The following is an 18,394-nucleotide window of genomic DNA, read 5'->3' as shown; positions in this document are numbered from 1 at the left end:
TCAACGGCACAAATCGGCCGTCATCACATAACCAGATGTAATGCAATGCGGAAACGTCGACATAGAAGCTGCCCGGTCAGCCGGGACAGCGTGCCGGCGGCTGAATTGTATTTTCTGTCAATATCTATTGTGTACACAAAGTACACAAAATTTGACTCGTGCGCCAAGCCATGCGATCATGGGGCTGTCAGATGAAAAAGAGGGCTGAGATACGATGGCGAAGAGCGTCAAGAGCAATCTCTACGATGACCTGAAACGTCAGATCCTGACGATGGAGCTGGACCCCGACGCCGACCTGGACGAGGCCAGTCTCAGCGAGCGGTACGGCCTGTCGCGAACGCCGGTACGCGATATTTTCCGCCGCCTGGCGGGTGAGGGCTACGTCGATATTCGCGAGAACAGGGGGGCGCGGGTCATCCCGATGAACCACGCGACTCTGCGGAACTTCTTTCTTGTTGCGCCGATGATCTACGCGGCGATTGGCCGCCTTGCAGTGCAGAACTTCAAGCCTTCGCAACTCTCGGACCTGAAGCAGACCCAGGAGCGCTTCCGCGCCGCCAGCGAGAACATGGACGCGCTTGCGATGGTGCTCGAGAATAACCGTTTCCACGAGATCTTCGGGGAGATGTCGGCCAACGTCTACCTGCAACCCAGCCTGGGCCGGCTCCTCATCGACCACGCACGCATCGGTCACACCTTCTTCCGACCCAGGAACGCGGACATGAAGCGGCGGCTGCAGTTGGCTGTCGAGCACCACGACAGCTTCATCGAGGCGCTCAGCATTCATGACGAGGACGCTGTGGTCGATCTTGTCTTCGAGCACTGGGAGTTGTCCCGCGAAAACATGGAAATGTTCATCGCGCCGCACGGACTTAAGGCGGACGCCCTGATCGGCGCTCCAACCACGCAATCATTGGAGAAATCACCGTGAAGTTTGAGGGGATCTATACGCCGGCGGTGACGCCGCTCGACCGGAATGGGCAGATAGACCGCGTGGCGTTTTGCGCCGTCATCGAACAGCTCATCGAGGCGGGCGTGCATGGCATCATCGTCGGCGGCTCGACGGGCGAGTACTATGCCCACAGCAGCCAGGAGCGCTTCGAACTTGCGGCCTATGCCAAGGACGTCATCGGCACCCGGCTGCCGCTCGTCATTGGAACGGGCGCAACGAGAACCGAAGACTCGGTCGAGTACGCGAAGGCGGCAAAAGAAATCGGCGCGGACGCGATCCTCGTGTCCTCGCCGCCCTACGCATTGCCGACGGAACGGGAGAATGCGGTCCACGCGCTCACGGTGGACCGTGCGGCCAACCTGCCGATCATGCTCTACAACTATCCGGCCCGCATGGGCGTGATGATGGGCGAGGAGTATTTTTCCCGGGTCGGTAAATCCAAAAATGTGGTCGCCATCAAGGAAAGTTCCGGCGACATGGGCAATCTTCATCGTCTCGCGCGCAAGTATCCGCATATCTCGCTCTCTTGCGGCTGGGACGACCAGGCTCTCGAATTTTTCGCATGGGGCGCAAAGAGCTGGGTATGCGCCGGCTCCAACTTCCTTCCGCGCGAGCACGTCGCGCTTTACGAAGCCTGTGTGCTGGAAAAGAACTTCGACAAGGGCCGCGCGATCATGACCGCGATGCTGCCGCTTATGGATTTCCTGGAATGCGGGAAGTTCGTCCAGTCGATCAAGCATGGATGCGAGTTGATCGGCCTGAGCGCCGGGCCGGTCCGCGCACCGCTGCGTCCGCTGAATTCCGAAGAAAAGCGAACCCTTCAGACCGTCGTCGCCACGTTGAAGCGCACGGTTGCCCAGATCACGTCGGGAGCAAATCATGCATGAACCCTTGACCGCTGCCGAATACAAGGCGATCGCCGCAGGCCTTCAGTTCCCGACGAATGCGTTCATTGACGGCGCCTTCCGTCCGGCGCATTCCGGCCGGACGTTCACGTCTACGAACCCTGCCACGGGCGACGTTCTTGCCGAAATCGCCGCGTGCGACGCCACCGATGTCGATTATGCCGCGATCAAGGCCAAGCAAGCCTTCGACGACGGCCGCTGGCGGTTGTGTTCGCCCGGCAAGCGCAAGGCCGTGCTCCTCAAGCTCGCCAAGTTGCTCGAGCGCAATCGTCATGAACTCGCTGTTATGGAAAGCCTGGACAGTGGCAAGCCGATCCGCGAATGTCAGACGGTCGACGTTCCCGATACCATCCATACCATTCGCTGGCATGCCGAACTGATCGACAAGCTATACGACAACACTGCACCTGTCGGGGCAAGTGCGCTGACAATGATCGTCCGCGAACCTGTCGGCGTCGTCGGATGTGTGCTTCCGTGGAACTTCCCGCTGCTGATGCTGGCCTGGAAGATCGGTCCGGCCCTTGCAGCCGGCTGCTCGGTGATCGTGAAGCCCGCGCAGGAAACGACGCTCACCACACTGCGTGTCGCCGAACTTGCCCATGAAGCAGGGATCCCTGCGGGCGTCTTCAACGTCGTGACCGGCGGCGGCAAGGAGGTCGGCGAACCGATCGGCATGCACATGGACGTCGACATGGTGGCATTTACCGGATCGACGCCTACCGGCCGCCGCTTCCTGCGCTATGCCGCCGACTCCAACCTCAAGCGTGTCGTGCTCGAATGCGGCGGCAAGAACCCCGCGGTCGTTCTCGATGACGCCGAAGACCTCGACCTTGTGGCCGAGCAGGTGGTCAACGGCGCCTTCTGGAACATGGGTGAGAACTGCTCGGCCACATCGCGGCTTATCGTCCATGCCAGGGTCAAGGACGAGCTGCTGCAGCGCATCGGAGCCTACATGCGCGAATGGAAGACGGGCGATCCGCTCGATCCCGAAAACCGCATCGGCGCGCTCGTCAGCAAAACCCACTTTGAGAAGGTGAAATCCTTTCTCGACGACGCGAAGAAGGAGAAGCTCTCAGTCGCCCACGGCGGCGACACGCATGGCGGCATCTTCATCGAGCCGACGGTGGTCGAGGGTGTAACGCCTTCCAGCCGTCTGTTTCAGGAAGAGATCTTCGGGCCGGTCCTCTCGGTCACGACCTTCAATACGCTCAGCGAAGCCATCGCTCTTGCCAATGACACCAACTACGGCCTTACGGCGTCCGTCTATACCGCAAGCCTGAGAAACGCCATCAAGCTTTCGCGGGAAATCCGTGCCGGGGTCGTCACCGTCAACTGCTTTGGCGAAGGGGACGCGACCACGCCGTTCGGCGGCTACAAGGAGTCGGGATTCGGCGGCCGCGACAAGTCGGTCTTTGCCCACGACAACTATTGCGAACTCAAGACGATCTGGATCGACGTCTCGGACCGATCTGTCGACGAGACGATCCGATGACCCGGCATGTGATCAAGCGTCTGCCGATCGACACCGGCACTTCGGGATGGGAGGCGATCAGCGAACGCGCCTTTCCCGCAACGGCGCTTGATCGAGACGCTACGGCTGACTGGCTTATCATCGGCGCTGGATTTGCCGGCCTGTCGGCGGCGCGGCGCCTCTCGCGATTGCGCCCCCAAGACAAGATTATCGTCCTGGAGGCTCGTGAACTTGCGAAGGGACCGGCTGGGAGGAACTCCGGCTTCATGATCGACGTGCCCCACAACCTGTCGGCAGGCGAGTACTCGGTGGCAGACGAGCAGGCAACCAGAAACGAGATCAGACAGAACCGTTTGGCGATCGCTTTTGCGGCGGACGTCGCGGCCGAATACGACCTGTCCAGGGACACGTTCGATCCGTCAGGCAAGGTCAATGCCGCGGCCTCGGACCGAGGGCTCGGCCTCAACGACAATTACCGCAAATCTCTTGAGAAGATCGGTGAAGAGCATCGCGTTCTCGATGCCGACCAGATGCGGGAAATGACGGGCTCGCGCTATTATCGCGGAGGGCTTTACACGCCAGGTGCCGTGATGATCCAGCCCGCCGATTATATCCGCGGGCTGGCGCGCGGGCTTCGATCGAAGGTTACCATCTACGAACATTCGCCGGTGCTGGAACTTTCACGCGAAGGCAAGTCTTGGAAGGCGATTTCCAACCACGGATCCGTCTCTGCGCCGAAGGTCATTTTAGGGGTGAACGGCCACGTCGAAAGCTTCGGCCACTTCCGTGGACGGCTGATGCATATCTTCACCTACGCGTCGATGACCGCCGCGTTCTCCCAGAACGAATTCGCAGGCGACGTTACCGGCGCCGATCGATGGGCGCTGCTGCCGGCAGATCCCATGGGGGCGACCGTTCGCAAGATCACCACCGATGGCCGTTCGAGGATCGTCATCAGGACGAGGTTCACATACGACCCAGGTCTCAAGGTGTCGGAGAGGCGGGTTGCCGGCGTGGCTGCCGAGCAGCGCCGGTCGTTCGATGCCCGTTTCCCCGCACTGGAAAGCCTGCCGATGGAATATAGCTGGGCCGGTGCGCTGTGCCTCAGCCGGAACCATGTGCCGGCATTCGGCGAGGTGGAAGAGGGCCTTTTTTCGGCGTGCTGCGAGAATGGTCTAGGCACCGTCAAGAGCACGCTTGCGGGCATGATGGCGGCCGATCTGGCGACCGGCGCTGCTAGCCCCGAACTCGACAAATACAAGAATCAACCGGAACCGAGCAGACTGCCCCCCGAGCCCGTCGCGTGGCTGGGTGTCAACTCGCTCATCCGCTTTCAGGAATTGCGTGCAGGCCGCGAGGGATGATCCGTCGCCGCGCAATATGAAGACTGCGCCGCCCGCAGGACTTCAATGAGAATGGGAACGAGAACTAGGAGTAAGAACAATGAAGGCTTTGTGGAAGGCGCTCTGCGCCGCTGCGATGATCGCAATGAGCATGCTTCCAGCGCATGCGGAAGAAAAGACGATCAACATGGGCACGCTGTCGTGGGAAGACCTGACGCCCATCACCGGAATAACAAAGAAGGTTCTTGAGGACGCCGGCTACACCGTGAAGGTGACCGAGTTCTCCGAATGGGGCATTGCCTATGCCGCTCTTGCCAAGGGCGACATCCAGGTGCTCGCCTCTCAGACGGACTACGTCGCCCAGGACTACTGGGACAAGAACAAGAACCGTCTGGAAAAGATTTCGCCCGTCTCGCACGGTCTCTACCAGGGCGTTGCCGTTCCTAAATATGTCCCGATCGATTCGCTCGAACAGCTCAACGAAAACGCCGATAAGTTCGGCGGCAAGATCATCGGGATCGAACCGGGCTCCGGCCTCATGCGCGACACGTCGAACGCGGTCAAGGACTACGATATCAAGCTGCAGCTTGTCGAAGGCAGCACGGCGGCGATGACGGCGGCGCTGAAATCCGCCTACGACCGCAAGGAATGGGTCGCGGTGACGATTTGGGAACCGTCGTGGATGGTCCAGAAGTATGAGGTGAAGTACCTGAAGGACCCCAAGGGCGTCTTCCCGCCACCGCAGAGCTACTACTGGATCGGTCAAAAGGGCTTTTCGGAAGAGAACCCGCATGCACGTGAAGTGATGGCCAGCGTCTACGTTCCACTCGCCGACATCACCACCATCAATGGCGAGGTCAAGGATGGCAAGACGATGGACCAGGCTGTCCAGGACTGGATCGGCGCCCATGCCGATCTGATCAAGCGCTGGGAAAACATCAAGAAATACTAACCGCGTCGTGGCCGTCCGATCTTGTCGGGCGGCCACCCCGACGCCCAACGAGAAAAGCCAGCGCCAATTGGCTCAAAGGGGATCGCTATGAAAACCGCAAATGTCGATACCAATGAAGTCCTGATTGACTGCCAATCCCTCTGGAAGGTCTTCGGAGACAAGTCCTCTGCCGCGATGAAGTCCATCGCCGAGCGCGGTCTCAACAAAAAACAGGTCCTGAAGGAATTCAACTGCGTTGTCGGCGTATCCGATGCGAGCATCCAGGTGCGGCGCGGTGAAATCTTCTGCGTCATGGGACTGTCGGGGAGCGGAAAGTCGACGCTCATCCGTCTCCTCAACAAGCTGATCACGCCCAGTGCGGGAAAGGTCCTGGTGAAGGGACGGGACTTGGCTGCCTTGTCACCTGTTGATCTCAGGCAGATGCGCGCCCGCAATATCGGAATGGTTTTTCAGAGTGTGGCGCTCCTGCCGCACAGGACGGTCCTGGAGAACGCTGTTCGTCGATACCTTGCGCCTGGCGAGTGACGAAGCTGATCGTTCCGGAAGGGTCCTTGCCGACTGGCAAGTCCTGGGAAGTACCAGACATCTGATTACATCGAGCTGCGGTGTCCAGGTCGCTCCCACGTCGGACTTCGTCGATCCGTCCCGTTTCGACTACATCGTCGTGGTTGGCGGGCTGCTTCGCGTGGAACGGCCTGTTGACCAGGACACGGTTGCCTTCCTGAAGCGGGCCTCCGTCCAGAAGGTACCGCTGATTGGGCTTTGCACCGGTACGTTCATTCTTGCGGACGCGGGACTGATGACACGTCACGAGACGTGCGTAAGCTGGCTGCATGCCAAGAGTTTCCGGGAGAGTTTTCCCGATCTTCCGGTGCGGTCGGATCGGCTTTTCAATCTCGATCGCCAGCGCGGATCTTGCGTAGGCGGAAGTAGCGCCGCCGACATGGCCGCCTTGCTCGTGCGGCGCTATATCAGCCGGGAGGCGGAGCGAAACGCCTTGGAGGTTCTGCAGATCGAAAGGGCTCGGTCTCCTGCAGATGTGCAGCCCCGCCGGCCGCTCCATGAGAACTATGACGATGCACGCGTGAGGGCCGCGATGATCACGATGGAACAGCATCTGGAAGACGGGATCTCGATCCCGGCGCTGGCGGCGTCGGTGGGACTATCGCGGCGCCAACTCGAGCGCGTATTTCTTGAGAAGACGGGAATGTCGCCGGCCCAGGCCTATACCCGTGTGCGCATGGAGCGTGCAAAGTCATTGCTGGCCCATTCAAGACTGCCGATGATCGAGATTGCCCTCGACGTCGGTTTCGAAAACGCGTCGCATTTCACCAGAACGTTCAAGCGCATATTCGGACAGACTCCCTCCCAGCTTCGCGCGACGACCGTGGGAGTTCACTAAACGTGCGCCAAATAGGAAAGATCAATGAACTTTGGCGCTATCCGGTAAGTTCTCTCGCAGGAGAGCGGCTGGATCATGCCGAGGTTTCCATCGATGGATTGATCGGTGATCGACGTTTTGCCCTTGTGGAGGTAGCGACGGGAATTGTTGCACATCCCGAACGCGATCAGCGTTGGCATAAAGCCGCATTCGTCAAATCCAGAACGACGGCTGCCGGCGAAGTGGAAATCCAAGTGCCGGACGAAGATTGGCTTGCGACCGGTGCACCGTATCTCGCCCATCTTTTGTCTGCATTCTTCGGTTTCGCAGTGGCTGTAAGACCGTATCAACGTTCCGGAACCGCCACGGCCGAAACGGATTTTGCCGTCAATCGATATGACGTCGCGCCACTCCATCTGCTGACGAGCGCTTCTGTGGAACACCTTAAGTCCATCGATCCCGACGGCGATCCGGACCGAAGGCGATTCAGGCCTAATATATTCGTGAAATCTGACGCCGACATCAAAGGCTTTGCCGAGCTGGACTGGGTCGGCCGGCCGCTCCACCTGGGAGCCGTCCCGAGCACCGTCGTTGCCCCGACAAAACGATGTGGATTTACAATTATCGCTCAGGAAGGCCTTGAGAATGATCCCGAAATACTCAGGAATGTCATGCGGCATGGCAACCGGAACATGGGCGTCTATTGCCGGCCCAGTCATAGGGGCACCTTGAGCGTGGGCGACGCCGTCCTTGTTTAAGGCTTGCACCCGCCGCCCGGCACGGCAAGGGTCAGCGCTTTTATGTGAGCTGCTTAGGCGAAAGGTGCGGGAAAGGCTTTCCAACAGCTGCTGCGGCGCTTTGAGCTCTTACGCCGTGCCATAATTAAGGGTGATGTTTTGATCGTGGTGAACCCCGAAAAACGGGTTCTACCGAGACATTTTCAACGCTACTTGACATAATCGAATGTAATGCTAGCAAGGCTGGCGGACAAGATCATCGGAGGTCGGGCTGTCTTGGTGAGTTTGCGAAGAAAGCTTCCGCCTTTGACCGGATTGACAGCATTTGAGGCTGTTGCCCGGTTAGGGGGCTTCACGAAGGCGGCGCGCGAATTGGGCGTCACGCAAGCAGCCGTCAGCCGTCAGATCCATCTGCTGGAAGAAAGCCTTGGCTTTCCGCTCTTCCGGCGCTTGCATCGAAAGATCGAAGCCACAGACAAAGGTCGCTCGCTTTCTGCGGCTGCAACAACGGCCTTTAACCTCATGGCCGACACAATCGCGGAGATAAAAAAGGACGAGAGCCACGAAGGCCTTACAATCTCGGCTAGCGTCGCCTTCTCCCATTTCTGGCTATTGCCGAAGATCGCCTCATTTTCCAGAAAGCACCCTGAGATCCCGCTACGGATCATCTCTCAGGACAATGCTGTAAGCCTCGATGGAGGCGATGTCGATTTGGCGATCCGCTACGGAAATGGGATGTGGTCAGACGGTAGAGCCGAGCTTCTCTTCGAGGACGAGATTTTCCCAGTCTGCAGCCCGGACTACCAGGAGAAGCTGGAGGGGTTTGCAGACCTGCACGACCTAACGCGGCATCCTCTCATCAGCTCTGATACTGAAGATCCAAGCTGGACCGGATGGGACGAGTGGTTCGCCGCCTTTGCAATCCAGGCCCCAAGGTGGCCGTCGGGACTGCGATGCAGCTTTTATACGGAAGCCATCTACGCAGCCTTGAACGGTCAGGGCATCGCGCTGGGGTGGAAGCGTCTTGTCCAAAACCTGTTGGATCAGAAGGCTCTGGTCAGGCTGACCGAGGATTCGATCACAACGCGAAACGGCTATTTCGTCATCGAGCCGTCGCGCAGCGCCAAGAATGCTCGCGTCGCACAGTTTGTCGAGTGGCTGAAACATGAAGCGCGCGACTGCGAACCGGACCGGTAGCACCTAGACGAGCCACCGCTAAATGGCGCTTTTCGGACCGCGCAGGTCAGCGCAATTTGAGCCATTGGCTGGCCGTCAGGAGAAAGCGGGAAGACCCTCAGCTCTCGAGATCGTGCGGCATGTGAAAGCCTTCGGGTAAGGCCCCGAATATTTCAAGATCTTGAACCGTCGCCGGCTTCTTGTGCTCGCCTTTTACCGCGCATGCTGCCAATACCGCCCTCAGTGCGATAGGGCGGTAATGCTCCAGAAGTTCGTCAGAACGTTCTTCGGATTTCGGTTCAGTGGACATGGTCGTTCTCAACTTTCAAAGTTGCGGTGGCGGAAGCGGCCGCGCGGTCTGATCCGGACACGCGCGGCACTTCCCCGTGTCAGCCGATCGTCATAAGGCTTGCATTGCCGCCGGCCGCAGCCGTGTTGATCGAAATCGAAACCTCTTCCAGCAGCCAATTGAGGCAATATGCCTCGTGATCTTTTGCGAGTTCATCGGTCGTGGCCGACTGAACGAGGACAAGAGGACCCTTCAAGGCCGCAATCCTTTTGTTGATCGAGCCTGTGCGTTCGGTATCCCCTTCGACCAGGGCGCCCGAGAATGGTCCGTCGGATTCCCAATTCGAACTCCAGGAGACCCTAGCCAAAACGGACGCTGGAAGCGCGGTGAGGGCGATCTCAAGGTTCGACGCACGATCGATCACAATCTGGTTTCCGGTGGCCAATGCCGCCGCAAGCTGACGGAAAAGGCCCGTTGCCGTTGCCGGCGCAAGGAGGATTCTCCCCCTTGGATGAAGGGCATAGAGGTTTCGTTCGCCCACAGGTCCCGCCAGTTCCTTTTCGAGCCCGAGCGCGGAAATCGCGGCAAGCTCGCGCGCTGCTTCCGCTTCGGCGTTGTGGCCTTTCCGGCCCAGCCAGGATGCAAAATCGCGAAGCGCAGGGTCGGTATGGACCGAACTGTGTTGCGGCGGGACGGGCGCACGCTGTACGAGACGGCCGATGTAGAGTGGCCCGCCTGCCTTGGGTCCCGTCCCGGACAAGCCCCGTCCGCCGAAGGGCTGGACGCCGACCACCGCGCCGATGATGTTGCGGTTGACGTAGAGATTGCCCGCCTTCACCCGTCCCGTAACGTGCTCGATTGTCTCGTCCAGTCGCGTATGGAGCCCGAAAGTGAGGCCGTAACCGGAATTGTTGATATCGTCGATCAAGCGATCGAGATCTTCGCGGCGATAGCGGATGACATGCAGTACAGGTCCGAACACTTCGCGAGTCAGGTCCGACATCTGCTTCAGTTCGATGATCGTCGGCGGAACGAAGGTGCCAAGAGCGGCAGTGTCGGGAAGCGGCAATTGCTCCACCTTGCAGCCGAGCGAGCGCATCCGTTCGATGTGTTGGTCGATCTCGGCCTTTGCCTGCTCGGAAATCACCGGTCCGACGTCGATGTTGAGCCGGTCGGTGCGCCCGATCCTGAGCTCCTTCAACGCCCCCTTCAACATGGCGAGCGTCCTGTCGGCGACATCATCCTGGAGGCAAAGCACGCGCAAAGCCGAGCAACGCTGGCCGGCGCTGTCGAAGGCGGAGGCAATCACGTCGGCAACGACCTGCTCGGCGAGCGCCGACGAATCCACGATCATCCCATTCTGTCCGCCCGTTTCCGCAATCAGCGGTATTGGTTTTCCGGCCGGCGAGAGGCGCTCACTGAGCTGGGCCTGGATTTGACGGGCGACCTCGGTCGAGCCGGTGAACATGACCCCTGCCGTTTCCGGGGCCGCCACAAGTGCAGCTCCGAGGCGGCCGCTGCCGGGCACGAACTGCAGCGCGCCGCGCGGCACGCCGGCTTCATGCAGGATTTTCACGCTTTCATAGGCGATGATCGGGGTGACGCCGGCGGGTTTTGCCATCACCGAATTGCCGGCAACGAGGGCGGCCGCCACCTGGCCCGTGAAGATCGCCAGCGGGAAATTCCAGGGGCTGATGCAGACGATCGCGCCGAGCGGTGCATGCGCTGGACCGAGCGTCTTGCGTGCCTGGTCGGCATAATAGCGCAGGAAGTCGATCGCTTCGCGGACTTCGCCGACCGCGTTGGCGGCTGACTTGCCTGCTTCTCGCATGGCGATGGCCATCAGTATCTCGGTGCGGGCCTGCATTATGTCGGCTGCTCTATCAAGGCAGGCTGCTCGCTCACGAGGCGACAACGAAGCCCACTCTGCGACGCCATCGGCAGCCATACGTGCAACCCTGGGCGCATCGTCAACCTTGAGCTCCGTAACGTGACCCACGATATCGGAGTGATCGGCCGGATTGGCGATCGGCCGTGTCTCACCGTCCTGCGAGCCGTCGGCGAGTAACGGCACGGCATGGAAGTTTCGGGAAAGGGTGGCGGCGAGATTAGTGGAAAGCTCCGCCAAGGCTGCTTCATTCGAAAGGTCAATCCCCTTCGAATTGAGCCGGTCCTTTCCGAAAAGCGCTGCCGGAAGTGCGATCTGGTCATGCGGCATACCGACGACGGGCATGGCTTCGACGACGTCCACAGGGTCTGCAACAAGCTCATCGACCGAGACGTTTGGATCAGAGATGCGGTTTACGAACGATGAGTTCGCGCCGTTTTCGAGAAGGCGGCGGACGAGATAGGCGAGCAAGGTCTCATGCGTGCCGACTGGCGCATAGATGCGGCACGGACGATTAAGCTTGGCCTTGCCTACGACCTCGTCATAGAGCGGCTCGCCCATGCCGTGCAGGCATTGGAACTCGTATTTTCCAACCTGAAACTCCGGACCGGCCAGATGATATATCGTCGCAAGCGTTTGCGCGTTGTGGGTGGCAAACTGCGGGAAGACGAAATCGACGGCAGCGAGCAGCTTGCGCGCACAGGCAATGTAGGAAACGTCGGTATGAACCTTGCGGGTGAAGACGGGAAAGTCTTCAAGGCCGTCGAGCTGAGCGCGTTTGATTTCGGCATCCCAGTAGGCGCCCTTGACCAGCCGCACCATTATCCGGCGACCGGAACGGCGGGCAAGATCAATGATGTAGTCGAGGACGAAGGGGCAGCGCTTGCCATAGGCCTGCACCACGAAACCGAGGCCGTTCCAGCCGCTGAGATCCTGGTCGAGGCTCAATTCTTCGAGCAGGTCGAGAGAGAGTTCGAGCCTGTCGGCCTCCTCGGCGTCGATGTTGAGACCGATGTCGTACTTCTTTGCCAGGAGCGCGAGCTGCTTTACCCGCGGCAGCAATTCGCCCATCACGCGGTCCGCCTGCGCGCGGGCGTAACGTGGATGCAGCGCCGAGAGTTTGATGGATATTCCAGGCCCTTCATATATGCCGCGGCCATTGGAGGCCTTGCCGATCGCATGGATCGCTGCCTCGTAGTCGCGATAATAGCGTTCTGCATCTACAGCAGTTGTGGCAGCTTCTCCGAGCATGTCATAGGAGTAGCGGAAGCCGCGGGCTTCGAGCGGCCGGGCGCGCTTCAGCGCCTCGTCGATCGTCTCGCCGGTGACGAACTGTTCGCCCATCATGCGCATCGCCATGTCGACGCCACGCCGGATCACAGGCTCGCCGGCACGCGCGATGAGACGGGTAAGCGCTGCAGCCAGGCTGCGGTCGTTGACCGTGGACGTCAGTTTACCGGTGACCACCAGGCCCCAGGTCGCGGCATTCACAAACATCGACTTCGTGCCGCCCAGATGCGACTTCCAGTCTCCCTCGGCGATCTTGTCGCGGATCAGCGCGTCGCGGGTTTCAGCGTCGGGGATGCGCAGCAGGGCTTCGGCAAGGCACATGAGGGCGACACCCTCCTGGCTTGAGAGAGAATATTCATGCACAAGCCCCTCGACCCCGGTACCCTTGTGCTTGGCACGCAGGGCTTCGATGAGCCTGCGCGCGGTCTTAGCCGCATCGGCCTTCGCCGAGGAAGGCGCCCGTGCCGCTTCGACGAGGGGAGGAAGGCATTCGGGCTCGGGACGACGATACGCTGCGGTGATTGCCTGCCGCAAAGGCGTCTGTGCTCTGATTGGTGGTGCAAACAGCGAAAAAGGCATCGGGTCCGGCAAAGTGTTGTCCTTGTGGATTTTGTTGGATTGGCTCGACATTTTGGTGCCTTTCAGTTCCCTGTGTTGGATGCCGATTGCGTTTTAAGCGTCAGTGATGCGGTTGGAGGGGTATGATACCCGCCCGTTCGGAAGTCCTTGATCTCCGGAGAGGCGTGCAGCGGCGCCATGCGGTCGTAAGCGCCGCGCATAACGTCAATCGTGCGAGAGCGGAGGGGAACGATCTCGCTGCTGCCGTCAGGAAGTCGTATATGCATCACGTTCTCTACCTCTTCAAAATACGACAAGATAACGCCACTTGCATTCACGAAAGGAATCGCGAATCAAAAATCCGCCCGGCCAGTCGGATGCCGAAACAAGCCCAATACGTCGAATTGTACGCCTGGATGCGTTCAGGCAAACCTTCGGGCAGAGGAAAGCTGGCGCGCGCGGTCCATGTAAGTCTCGACACTCTCCGGAAACGACAATCTCTGTGGTTGCGGATCCTGGATCTTAACGGGGATGGTCAGGGTGGCGTTCCTCCTCAGCAAGCAGCCCACTCTAGCACGCGCAATCAAGGCATTCAGACTTGATTTTCCTGGTTTATAGTCTGTATGGATTTATTGCTGCGAGCGGATCTGTATGAAATGACTAAAGACGAGCATGAGTTTAGTGAACTTGACCTATTCGACAGGAAAATTCTCGAAGCGCTCTCCGACGACGGAAGAATGTCGATCACCGATCTTGCGGCGCGCGTCGGGCTTTCTAAAACGCCCTGCCAGCTGCGCTTTAAACGGCTCATTGCTGACGGCTACATTGAAGGGTTCAAAGCCGTCATCAATCCCTCGAAACTAAATCTGGAGCATATTGCGTTTGCGGAGGTCAAACTCACAAACACGCAGGAAGATGCGCTTCGCGCCTTCAATGCGGCAGTCAAGAAGATCAAGGAAGTCGAGGAATGTCACATGATTGCCGGGCGCTTTGATTATTTGCTCAAGATCAGGACGCGTGACATACGCCGCTATAGACATGTACTTGGCGAACGGATTTCAAACTTGCCGTTTGTGGCGAGCACATCGACGAATGTCGCCATGGAAACGGTGAAAGAAAACTGGAGCGGGTCCAGCTACGCAAGCTAGCCGCCGGCTAAGGCTTCCGCGTGTTCTTTTGGCGTTATGAGATTGGCTGGACACAATCGAACCGGCACGATTTTGCGTGTGGCCGGTGCGTTCTATGTCGACCGTCGGCACGGATACCGTTACCGGATTGGGTCATCGTGGGCGCCGTCAGCTTGCCTGGGTCGTCATCGGACTTTTCAGGATTGGACAAATCCTCGCGACTGTCGAGGACGGCCACACCTGTGGCGGTCTCTCGTCAAGGTTCAATCTGCAGGACGTGCCGCCGCGTTATTGTCAGGCAGAGGACTGCTTCCCACCCAACCGACGTTGATGGCGGCACCTGATGCCTGACTGCGCCTGTTTCGGGTTGAAGGCGGCTTATCGTTCAGTGCACGTCAGTACCGCAATCGACCTGCGCCTCCGATCGCCGCCGATGCATCTTTTTGCGGCCTGAAGCGTTCCCCACGCACAGCAAGCAGACGCACCATGGCCAGGCGGGAATTCACCGGTACCGGTACGGGCAAGCGCTACGTGCCAAGCGACAAAAACCTCCGCTCCCTCCGCCGCTAGTCGCCGCAAATGCAAGGGAGAGGACGACGACAGCGAAAACGCACTGAGGCAAAGGCAATGACGAACATCCGTTTCAAGGGCTTTGACAGTCCAACCCAGCTTCGTGAACACCTTGCGGACGTGGAGGAAGGCGCCCCGGCCGACGATCTGGCCGAAGACATACCCGGCGAGGATGAGCTGCAATCGGCCCTGCGGGAAGTTGCCTGGCTCCGGAAGGACGTTGCCGACCTGTGTGAGCAGCTGGCCCTGTTCCCTGGTCAGCTCAAAACCGTGGCGGGGAACCGTGTCGGCGCCTTTCCGTGGCTTCGCATGGGGGTAGCGGTACTCGCCGCGATCGTGCTCGGACGATGGGTGCTTCATCTCCGCCAGGATGCGCCAGGCAATCCCGCGGTTTCGATGATTCCGGCCCGCATTCATCGCGATCGTTGGTAGCAAGGTCCGCTGCCGCGGATTTCATCCAGGCCTTGCCGACATGCGGCAACCGTACACGCAGCCGGTCAGGCCGCGCACTTCCTCGATGAAGTGGCGCAAGAGTGCCAGGGCAAGGCGCAAAACGCCTAACGATTGCATCATTGCGAAGACGAGCTTGGCCATGCCCTCTTTCTCCTCCTAAGCGCCTGCGCCACCGCCGTTCTAATTGCGTTATGCAATCAGTTTTAAAATAGCTGGACTGATTTTATGTCGCAATTGGTTTTTGGACTGCGCGTGAACGCGCAACGCTCGGGCTGCCCGATCAATCTGGCTCTAGAGACGCTGCGGGATCGCCCATTGGTCAAAGGGACGCTCCTCGGCATGCACAGAACATCTGGCATCCGCACGCCGACGCTGCCATAAATGAGCTTCATCGAGGGAGGCATCATGATGCAGAAGAATGCGCCGGACTTCAGCCTTGAGGGCAAGGTGACTTTGGTGACGGGCGCGAGCCGTGGCATCGGGCGAGCTTGCGCACTTGCCTGTGCCGCAGCAGGCTCCGATATTGTTTTGGGGGTCCGCGATGTCGCAGCGTCGGCGGGCCTGGTTGCCGAACTCGAGGGCGCGGGACGAAAAGTTCTGCCTGTTAAACTGGACATTCCCAATAAGGCCCATATCGCACAAGCCGTCGACGCGGCGCTTACTACGTTCGGTCGGATCGACGTCCTTGTCAACAACGTCGGCGTGGCTCCGGGCAATCTCGCGGAACTCGTTGAGGAGAAGGACCTTGACGAGATACTCGATGTCAACATCAAGGGCACCTTTCTGATGACGCAGGAAGTAGGCCGTCACATGATCAAGCGCAATGGGGGCCGGATCATCAACATCAGCTCGCAGGCCGGTACCGTGGCACTGCGCGGCGAGGCAATCTATTGCATGAGCAAGGCGGCAATTAATCACCTCACGCGCTGCCTTGCAGCCGAATGGGCACGCTATGATGTCACCGTAAATACCGTATCGCCGACGTTCATCCACACGGATGGTACAGAACCTTTTCTATCCGATGCCGACAATCGCAAAGCGACGCTCGCTCACATTCCACTTGGCCGGATCGGTGAGACCGATGATGTGGTGGGTGCCGTAGTCTTCCTTGCATCACCGGCTGCGAGCTTAATCACCGGCGCGAACCTGCTGGTGGACGGTGGATGGTCCGTCGCCTGAGGCCGAGGATGTCAAGACGTAGTGGAAGGAACGCCTTGTCGAACGCTGAGGCGTAAAAAGTCTACCCGTTCACAAGGGCAAGCTCCTGCTCGCGGTAACGGCTGCCGGTGACCTTTGCCGGAGCGAGCGCCTCGCCGATCTGTTTAAGCTCATTGTCCGACAACGTGATGTCGGCTGCCGCAGCATTTTCTTCCAGATGCTTGAGCTTGCGCGCGCCGGGAATCGGCACGATGAAGTCGCCCTGATGCAGCACCCAGGCCAGTGCAAGTTGCGCCGCCGTTACCTCCTTTGCCTGCGCCATGTCCTTCAACGTTGCGACAAGGGCAGCGTTCGCGGCCATGGCATCAGCTTGAAAGCGTGGCAGGTTCTTGCGCCAGTCATCGGCACCAAGTTCATCGGGCTTATTGATTGTGCCGGTCAAGAGACCACGACCGAGCGGACTGTAAGGGACAAAGCCGATGCCAAGCTCGCGGCACACCGCCAAGACCTCCTGCTCCGGATCCCGGCTCCACAGCGAGTATTCGCTCTGCACCGCCGCAATTGGGTGCACATTATGAGCGCGCCTTATCGTGGCAGCGCTTGCCTCCGAAAGGCCGAGCGCTTTCACTTTGCCTTCCTTGACGAGGTCCGCCATGGCTCCGACAGTTTCCTCAATCGGCACGTTGGGGTCGACGCGGTGCTGGTAGAAGAGGTCGATCTGCTCGATTCCGAGCCGTCCGAGAGAGGCTTCGGCTACTGCCTTTACATGTTCAGGGCGGCTGTTGACGCCGACCATGCGCGACGGACCTTCGCCCTCATCGGTGATCTTGAAGCCGAACTTGGTTGCGATCACGACGCGATCCCGGTGCGGCTTCAAAGCCTTGCCCACCAGAATTTCATTATCGAAAGGACCGTAGACCTCTGCGGTATCGAAGAAGGTTACGCCGATCTCGACAGCGCGGTGCAGCGTGCGAATGGCGTCTGCCTCATCCTGACCGCCATAGGCGAACGTCATGCCCATGCATCCGAGGCCTACCGCCGAGACGTTGAGTTCGTTTCCGAGCTTCCGTTTTTTCATCACTGATCTCCTTCTGTGATGAATGGAAGATAGGACAAGGAAGGTTGTTCGTTAATTCGCCTGGAAATTCACACGCTGTTCTATAGAATGGAACAATGGACAGAAGTCGCCTACCTCAACTTGCAATCTTCGCTACCGTGGCCGCATGCGGGGGATTTCGGGGGGCGGCCAAGGAGCTGGGCATAGCGCCTTCTGCTGTAAGCCACGCCGTCTCGAGCCTGGAGGCTGGTCTGGGAGTTAGACTCTTTTCTCGTACGACCCGAAGCATCGCGGTAACGGAAGAGGGCGCACTGCTTCTCAAACGGCTGGGGCCGGCGCTGGGCGAGATCGACCTGGCGCTTGATGCGGTAAAGGAAATCAACAATCGTGTAGCCGGCAATCTTCGACTCAGCGTGCCGCCCTTTGCGGCGCATTGGCTTCTGGCGCCACGCCTTGCGGCTTTCAGCAGGGCTTACCCGGGCGTCGTTCTGGAAATCCGGGTCGAGGAGCCGTTCAACGACATCGTCGCTGCGGGCCTTGATGGCGGCATGCGCCTCGGAGAGAGTCTGGAGCCGGACATGATCGCCGTCGCAATGAGCGCTCCTATACGGGCAAGCGTCGTTGCTTCACCCTCTTATTTCGAGCAAAAGACCGTGCCGGTCCATCCGCGTCAGCTGATGGATCACGCTTGCATTCGGCGGCGATTTGCCAGCGGACAGGTCTATAGATGGGAATTCGAAAAAGATGGCGAAGAGCTGGTCCTTGATGTCGATGGACCGCTTATTCTAGGCGACGACCGGTTGGTGATCGAGGCCGCGCTAGACGGCGCCGGTATCGCGTTCCTGCTAGAAAACATGGCGAACGCCGCCATTGATGAAGGGCGGCTGCGCCGGGTTCTTGCCGATTGGTGCGCGCCGTTTCCCGGTGTCTATCTTTACTACCCAAGCCGGCGTCAGATGCGCCCAGCACTGCGCGCCTTCATCGAGTTCTTCAAGCATGCAGGCTGACAGGTCATGCAAGGTGCAAATGCGCAAGTTGCCCTGGACCGTTTTGCCTGCAAACGGGGGGAGAGCCTCCCAGCCTTGCG

At 59.4% G+C, this 18,394-nt stretch carries 15 protein-coding genes and 2 pseudogenes; 12 read left to right on the top strand and 5 right to left on the bottom strand.

The window, feature by feature from the left end:
• Positions 1-214 precede the first annotated feature (214 nt).
• The 7 genes and pseudogenes from QA644_RS29345 to QA644_RS29315 all read left to right on the top strand — a co-directional run.
• Complete coding sequence (locus tag QA644_RS29345) at positions 215-931, top strand: GntR family transcriptional regulator (protein ID WP_183926676.1); 717 nt, start codon at positions 215-217, stop codon at positions 929-931.
• Complete coding sequence (locus QA644_RS29340) at positions 928-1,839, top strand: dihydrodipicolinate synthase family protein (RefSeq protein ID WP_283072714.1); 912 nt, start codon at positions 928-930, stop codon at positions 1,837-1,839. Before QA644_RS29345 ends, QA644_RS29340 begins: the two co-directional genes overlap by 4 nt.
• Positions 1,832-3,349, top strand: coding sequence for an aldehyde dehydrogenase (locus QA644_RS29335; RefSeq protein ID WP_283072713.1), 1,518 nt, complete (start codon positions 1,832-1,834; stop codon positions 3,347-3,349). Before QA644_RS29340 ends, QA644_RS29335 begins: the two co-directional genes overlap by 8 nt.
• Entirely contained in the window at positions 3,346-4,692 is a 1,347-nt protein-coding gene (locus tag QA644_RS29330) for an FAD-binding oxidoreductase (protein ID WP_283072712.1), read from the top strand. The genes QA644_RS29335 and QA644_RS29330 overlap by 4 nt, the downstream gene beginning before the upstream one ends.
• Before the next feature lie 79 nt (positions 4,693-4,771).
• Positions 4,772-5,623 carry a glycine betaine ABC transporter substrate-binding protein gene (locus QA644_RS29325; protein ID WP_283072711.1) on the top strand — a complete coding sequence of 284 codons (852 nt, stop codon included), beginning with the start codon at positions 4,772-4,774 and terminating at the stop codon, positions 5,621-5,623.
• 87 nt (positions 5,624-5,710) lie between these two features.
• Positions 5,711-6,118 (top strand): annotated as a pseudogene (locus QA644_RS29320) (ATP-binding cassette domain-containing protein); the annotation flags it as partial.
• Positions 6,117-7,025: pseudogene (locus tag QA644_RS29315) on the top strand (GlxA family transcriptional regulator); the annotation flags it as partial. The pseudogenes QA644_RS29320 and QA644_RS29315, both read left to right, overlap by 2 nt.
• Here the strand turns inward: QA644_RS29315 and QA644_RS29310 are convergent.
• Complete coding sequence (locus tag QA644_RS29310) at positions 7,022-7,723, bottom strand: hypothetical protein (RefSeq protein WP_283072710.1); 702 nt, start codon at positions 7,721-7,723, stop codon at positions 7,022-7,024. The pseudogene QA644_RS29315 and the gene QA644_RS29310 overlap by 4 nt on opposite strands.
• Before the next feature lie 324 nt (positions 7,724-8,047).
• On the opposite strand from QA644_RS29310, the gene QA644_RS29305 reads away from it, so the two are divergent.
• Positions 8,048-8,938, top strand: a complete 891-nt coding sequence (locus tag QA644_RS29305) for a LysR substrate-binding domain-containing protein (RefSeq protein WP_283072709.1) — start codon at positions 8,048-8,050, stop codon at positions 8,936-8,938.
• Positions 8,939-9,035: 97 nt separating this feature from the next.
• Here QA644_RS29305 and QA644_RS29300 read toward each other — a convergent pair whose 3' ends face one another.
• Together QA644_RS29300 and putA are read right to left on the bottom strand one after the other, a co-directional pair.
• Complete coding sequence (locus tag QA644_RS29300; RefSeq protein ID WP_074072279.1) at positions 9,036-9,227, bottom strand: hypothetical protein; 192 nt, start codon at positions 9,225-9,227, stop codon at positions 9,036-9,038.
• A gap of 79 nt (positions 9,228-9,306) precedes the next feature.
• Positions 9,307-13,014 (bottom strand): trifunctional transcriptional regulator/proline dehydrogenase/L-glutamate gamma-semialdehyde dehydrogenase, encoded by a 3,708-nt coding sequence (putA, locus tag QA644_RS29295; RefSeq protein ID WP_283072708.1) that lies wholly within the window; start codon positions 13,012-13,014, stop codon positions 9,307-9,309.
• A 584-nt stretch (positions 13,015-13,598) separates the two neighbouring features.
• On the opposite strand from putA, the gene QA644_RS29290 reads away from it, so the two are divergent.
• Together QA644_RS29290 and QA644_RS29285 are read left to right on the top strand one after the other, a co-directional pair.
• Complete coding sequence (locus QA644_RS29290; protein ID WP_283072707.1) at positions 13,599-14,090, top strand: Lrp/AsnC ligand binding domain-containing protein; 492 nt, start codon at positions 13,599-13,601, stop codon at positions 14,088-14,090.
• 606 nt (positions 14,091-14,696) lie between these two features.
• Positions 14,697-15,071 (top strand): hypothetical protein, encoded by a 375-nt coding sequence (locus tag QA644_RS29285; RefSeq protein ID WP_194730865.1) that lies wholly within the window; start codon positions 14,697-14,699, stop codon positions 15,069-15,071.
• Between the two features lie 21 nt (positions 15,072-15,092).
• On the opposite strand, the gene QA644_RS29280 is transcribed toward QA644_RS29285, so the two are convergent.
• Positions 15,093-15,233 carry a hypothetical protein gene (locus tag QA644_RS29280; protein ID WP_349254124.1) on the bottom strand — a complete coding sequence of 47 codons (141 nt, stop codon included), beginning with the start codon at positions 15,231-15,233 and terminating at the stop codon, positions 15,093-15,095.
• A 267-nt stretch (positions 15,234-15,500) separates the two neighbouring features.
• On the opposite strand from QA644_RS29280, the gene QA644_RS29275 reads away from it, so the two are divergent.
• Positions 15,501-16,271: a glucose 1-dehydrogenase gene (locus QA644_RS29275; protein ID WP_283074049.1), complete on the top strand. Its 771-nt coding sequence runs from the start codon at positions 15,501-15,503 to the stop codon at positions 16,269-16,271.
• Between the two features lie 61 nt (positions 16,272-16,332).
• Here QA644_RS29275 and QA644_RS29270 read toward each other — a convergent pair whose 3' ends face one another.
• Positions 16,333-17,328: an aldo/keto reductase gene (locus QA644_RS29270; RefSeq protein ID WP_283072706.1), complete on the bottom strand. Its 996-nt coding sequence runs from the start codon at positions 17,326-17,328 to the stop codon at positions 16,333-16,335.
• Positions 17,329-17,423: 95 nt separating this feature from the next.
• Here QA644_RS29270 and QA644_RS29265 point away from each other — a divergent pair, with 95 nt between their 5' ends.
• Positions 17,424-18,314: a LysR family transcriptional regulator gene (locus QA644_RS29265; protein WP_194730867.1), complete on the top strand. Its 891-nt coding sequence runs from the start codon at positions 17,424-17,426 to the stop codon at positions 18,312-18,314.
• Positions 18,315-18,394: the final 80 nt, after the last annotated feature.

Origin of the sequence: Rhizobium sp. CC1099, from assembly GCF_029714385.1 — a bacterium.
In the GTDB taxonomy this organism is placed as follows: Bacteria; Pseudomonadota; Alphaproteobacteria; order Rhizobiales; family Rhizobiaceae; genus Rhizobium.
The sequence above is the reverse complement of the archived record's forward strand: the minus strand, read 5'-3'. Positions and strand labels throughout refer to the sequence as shown.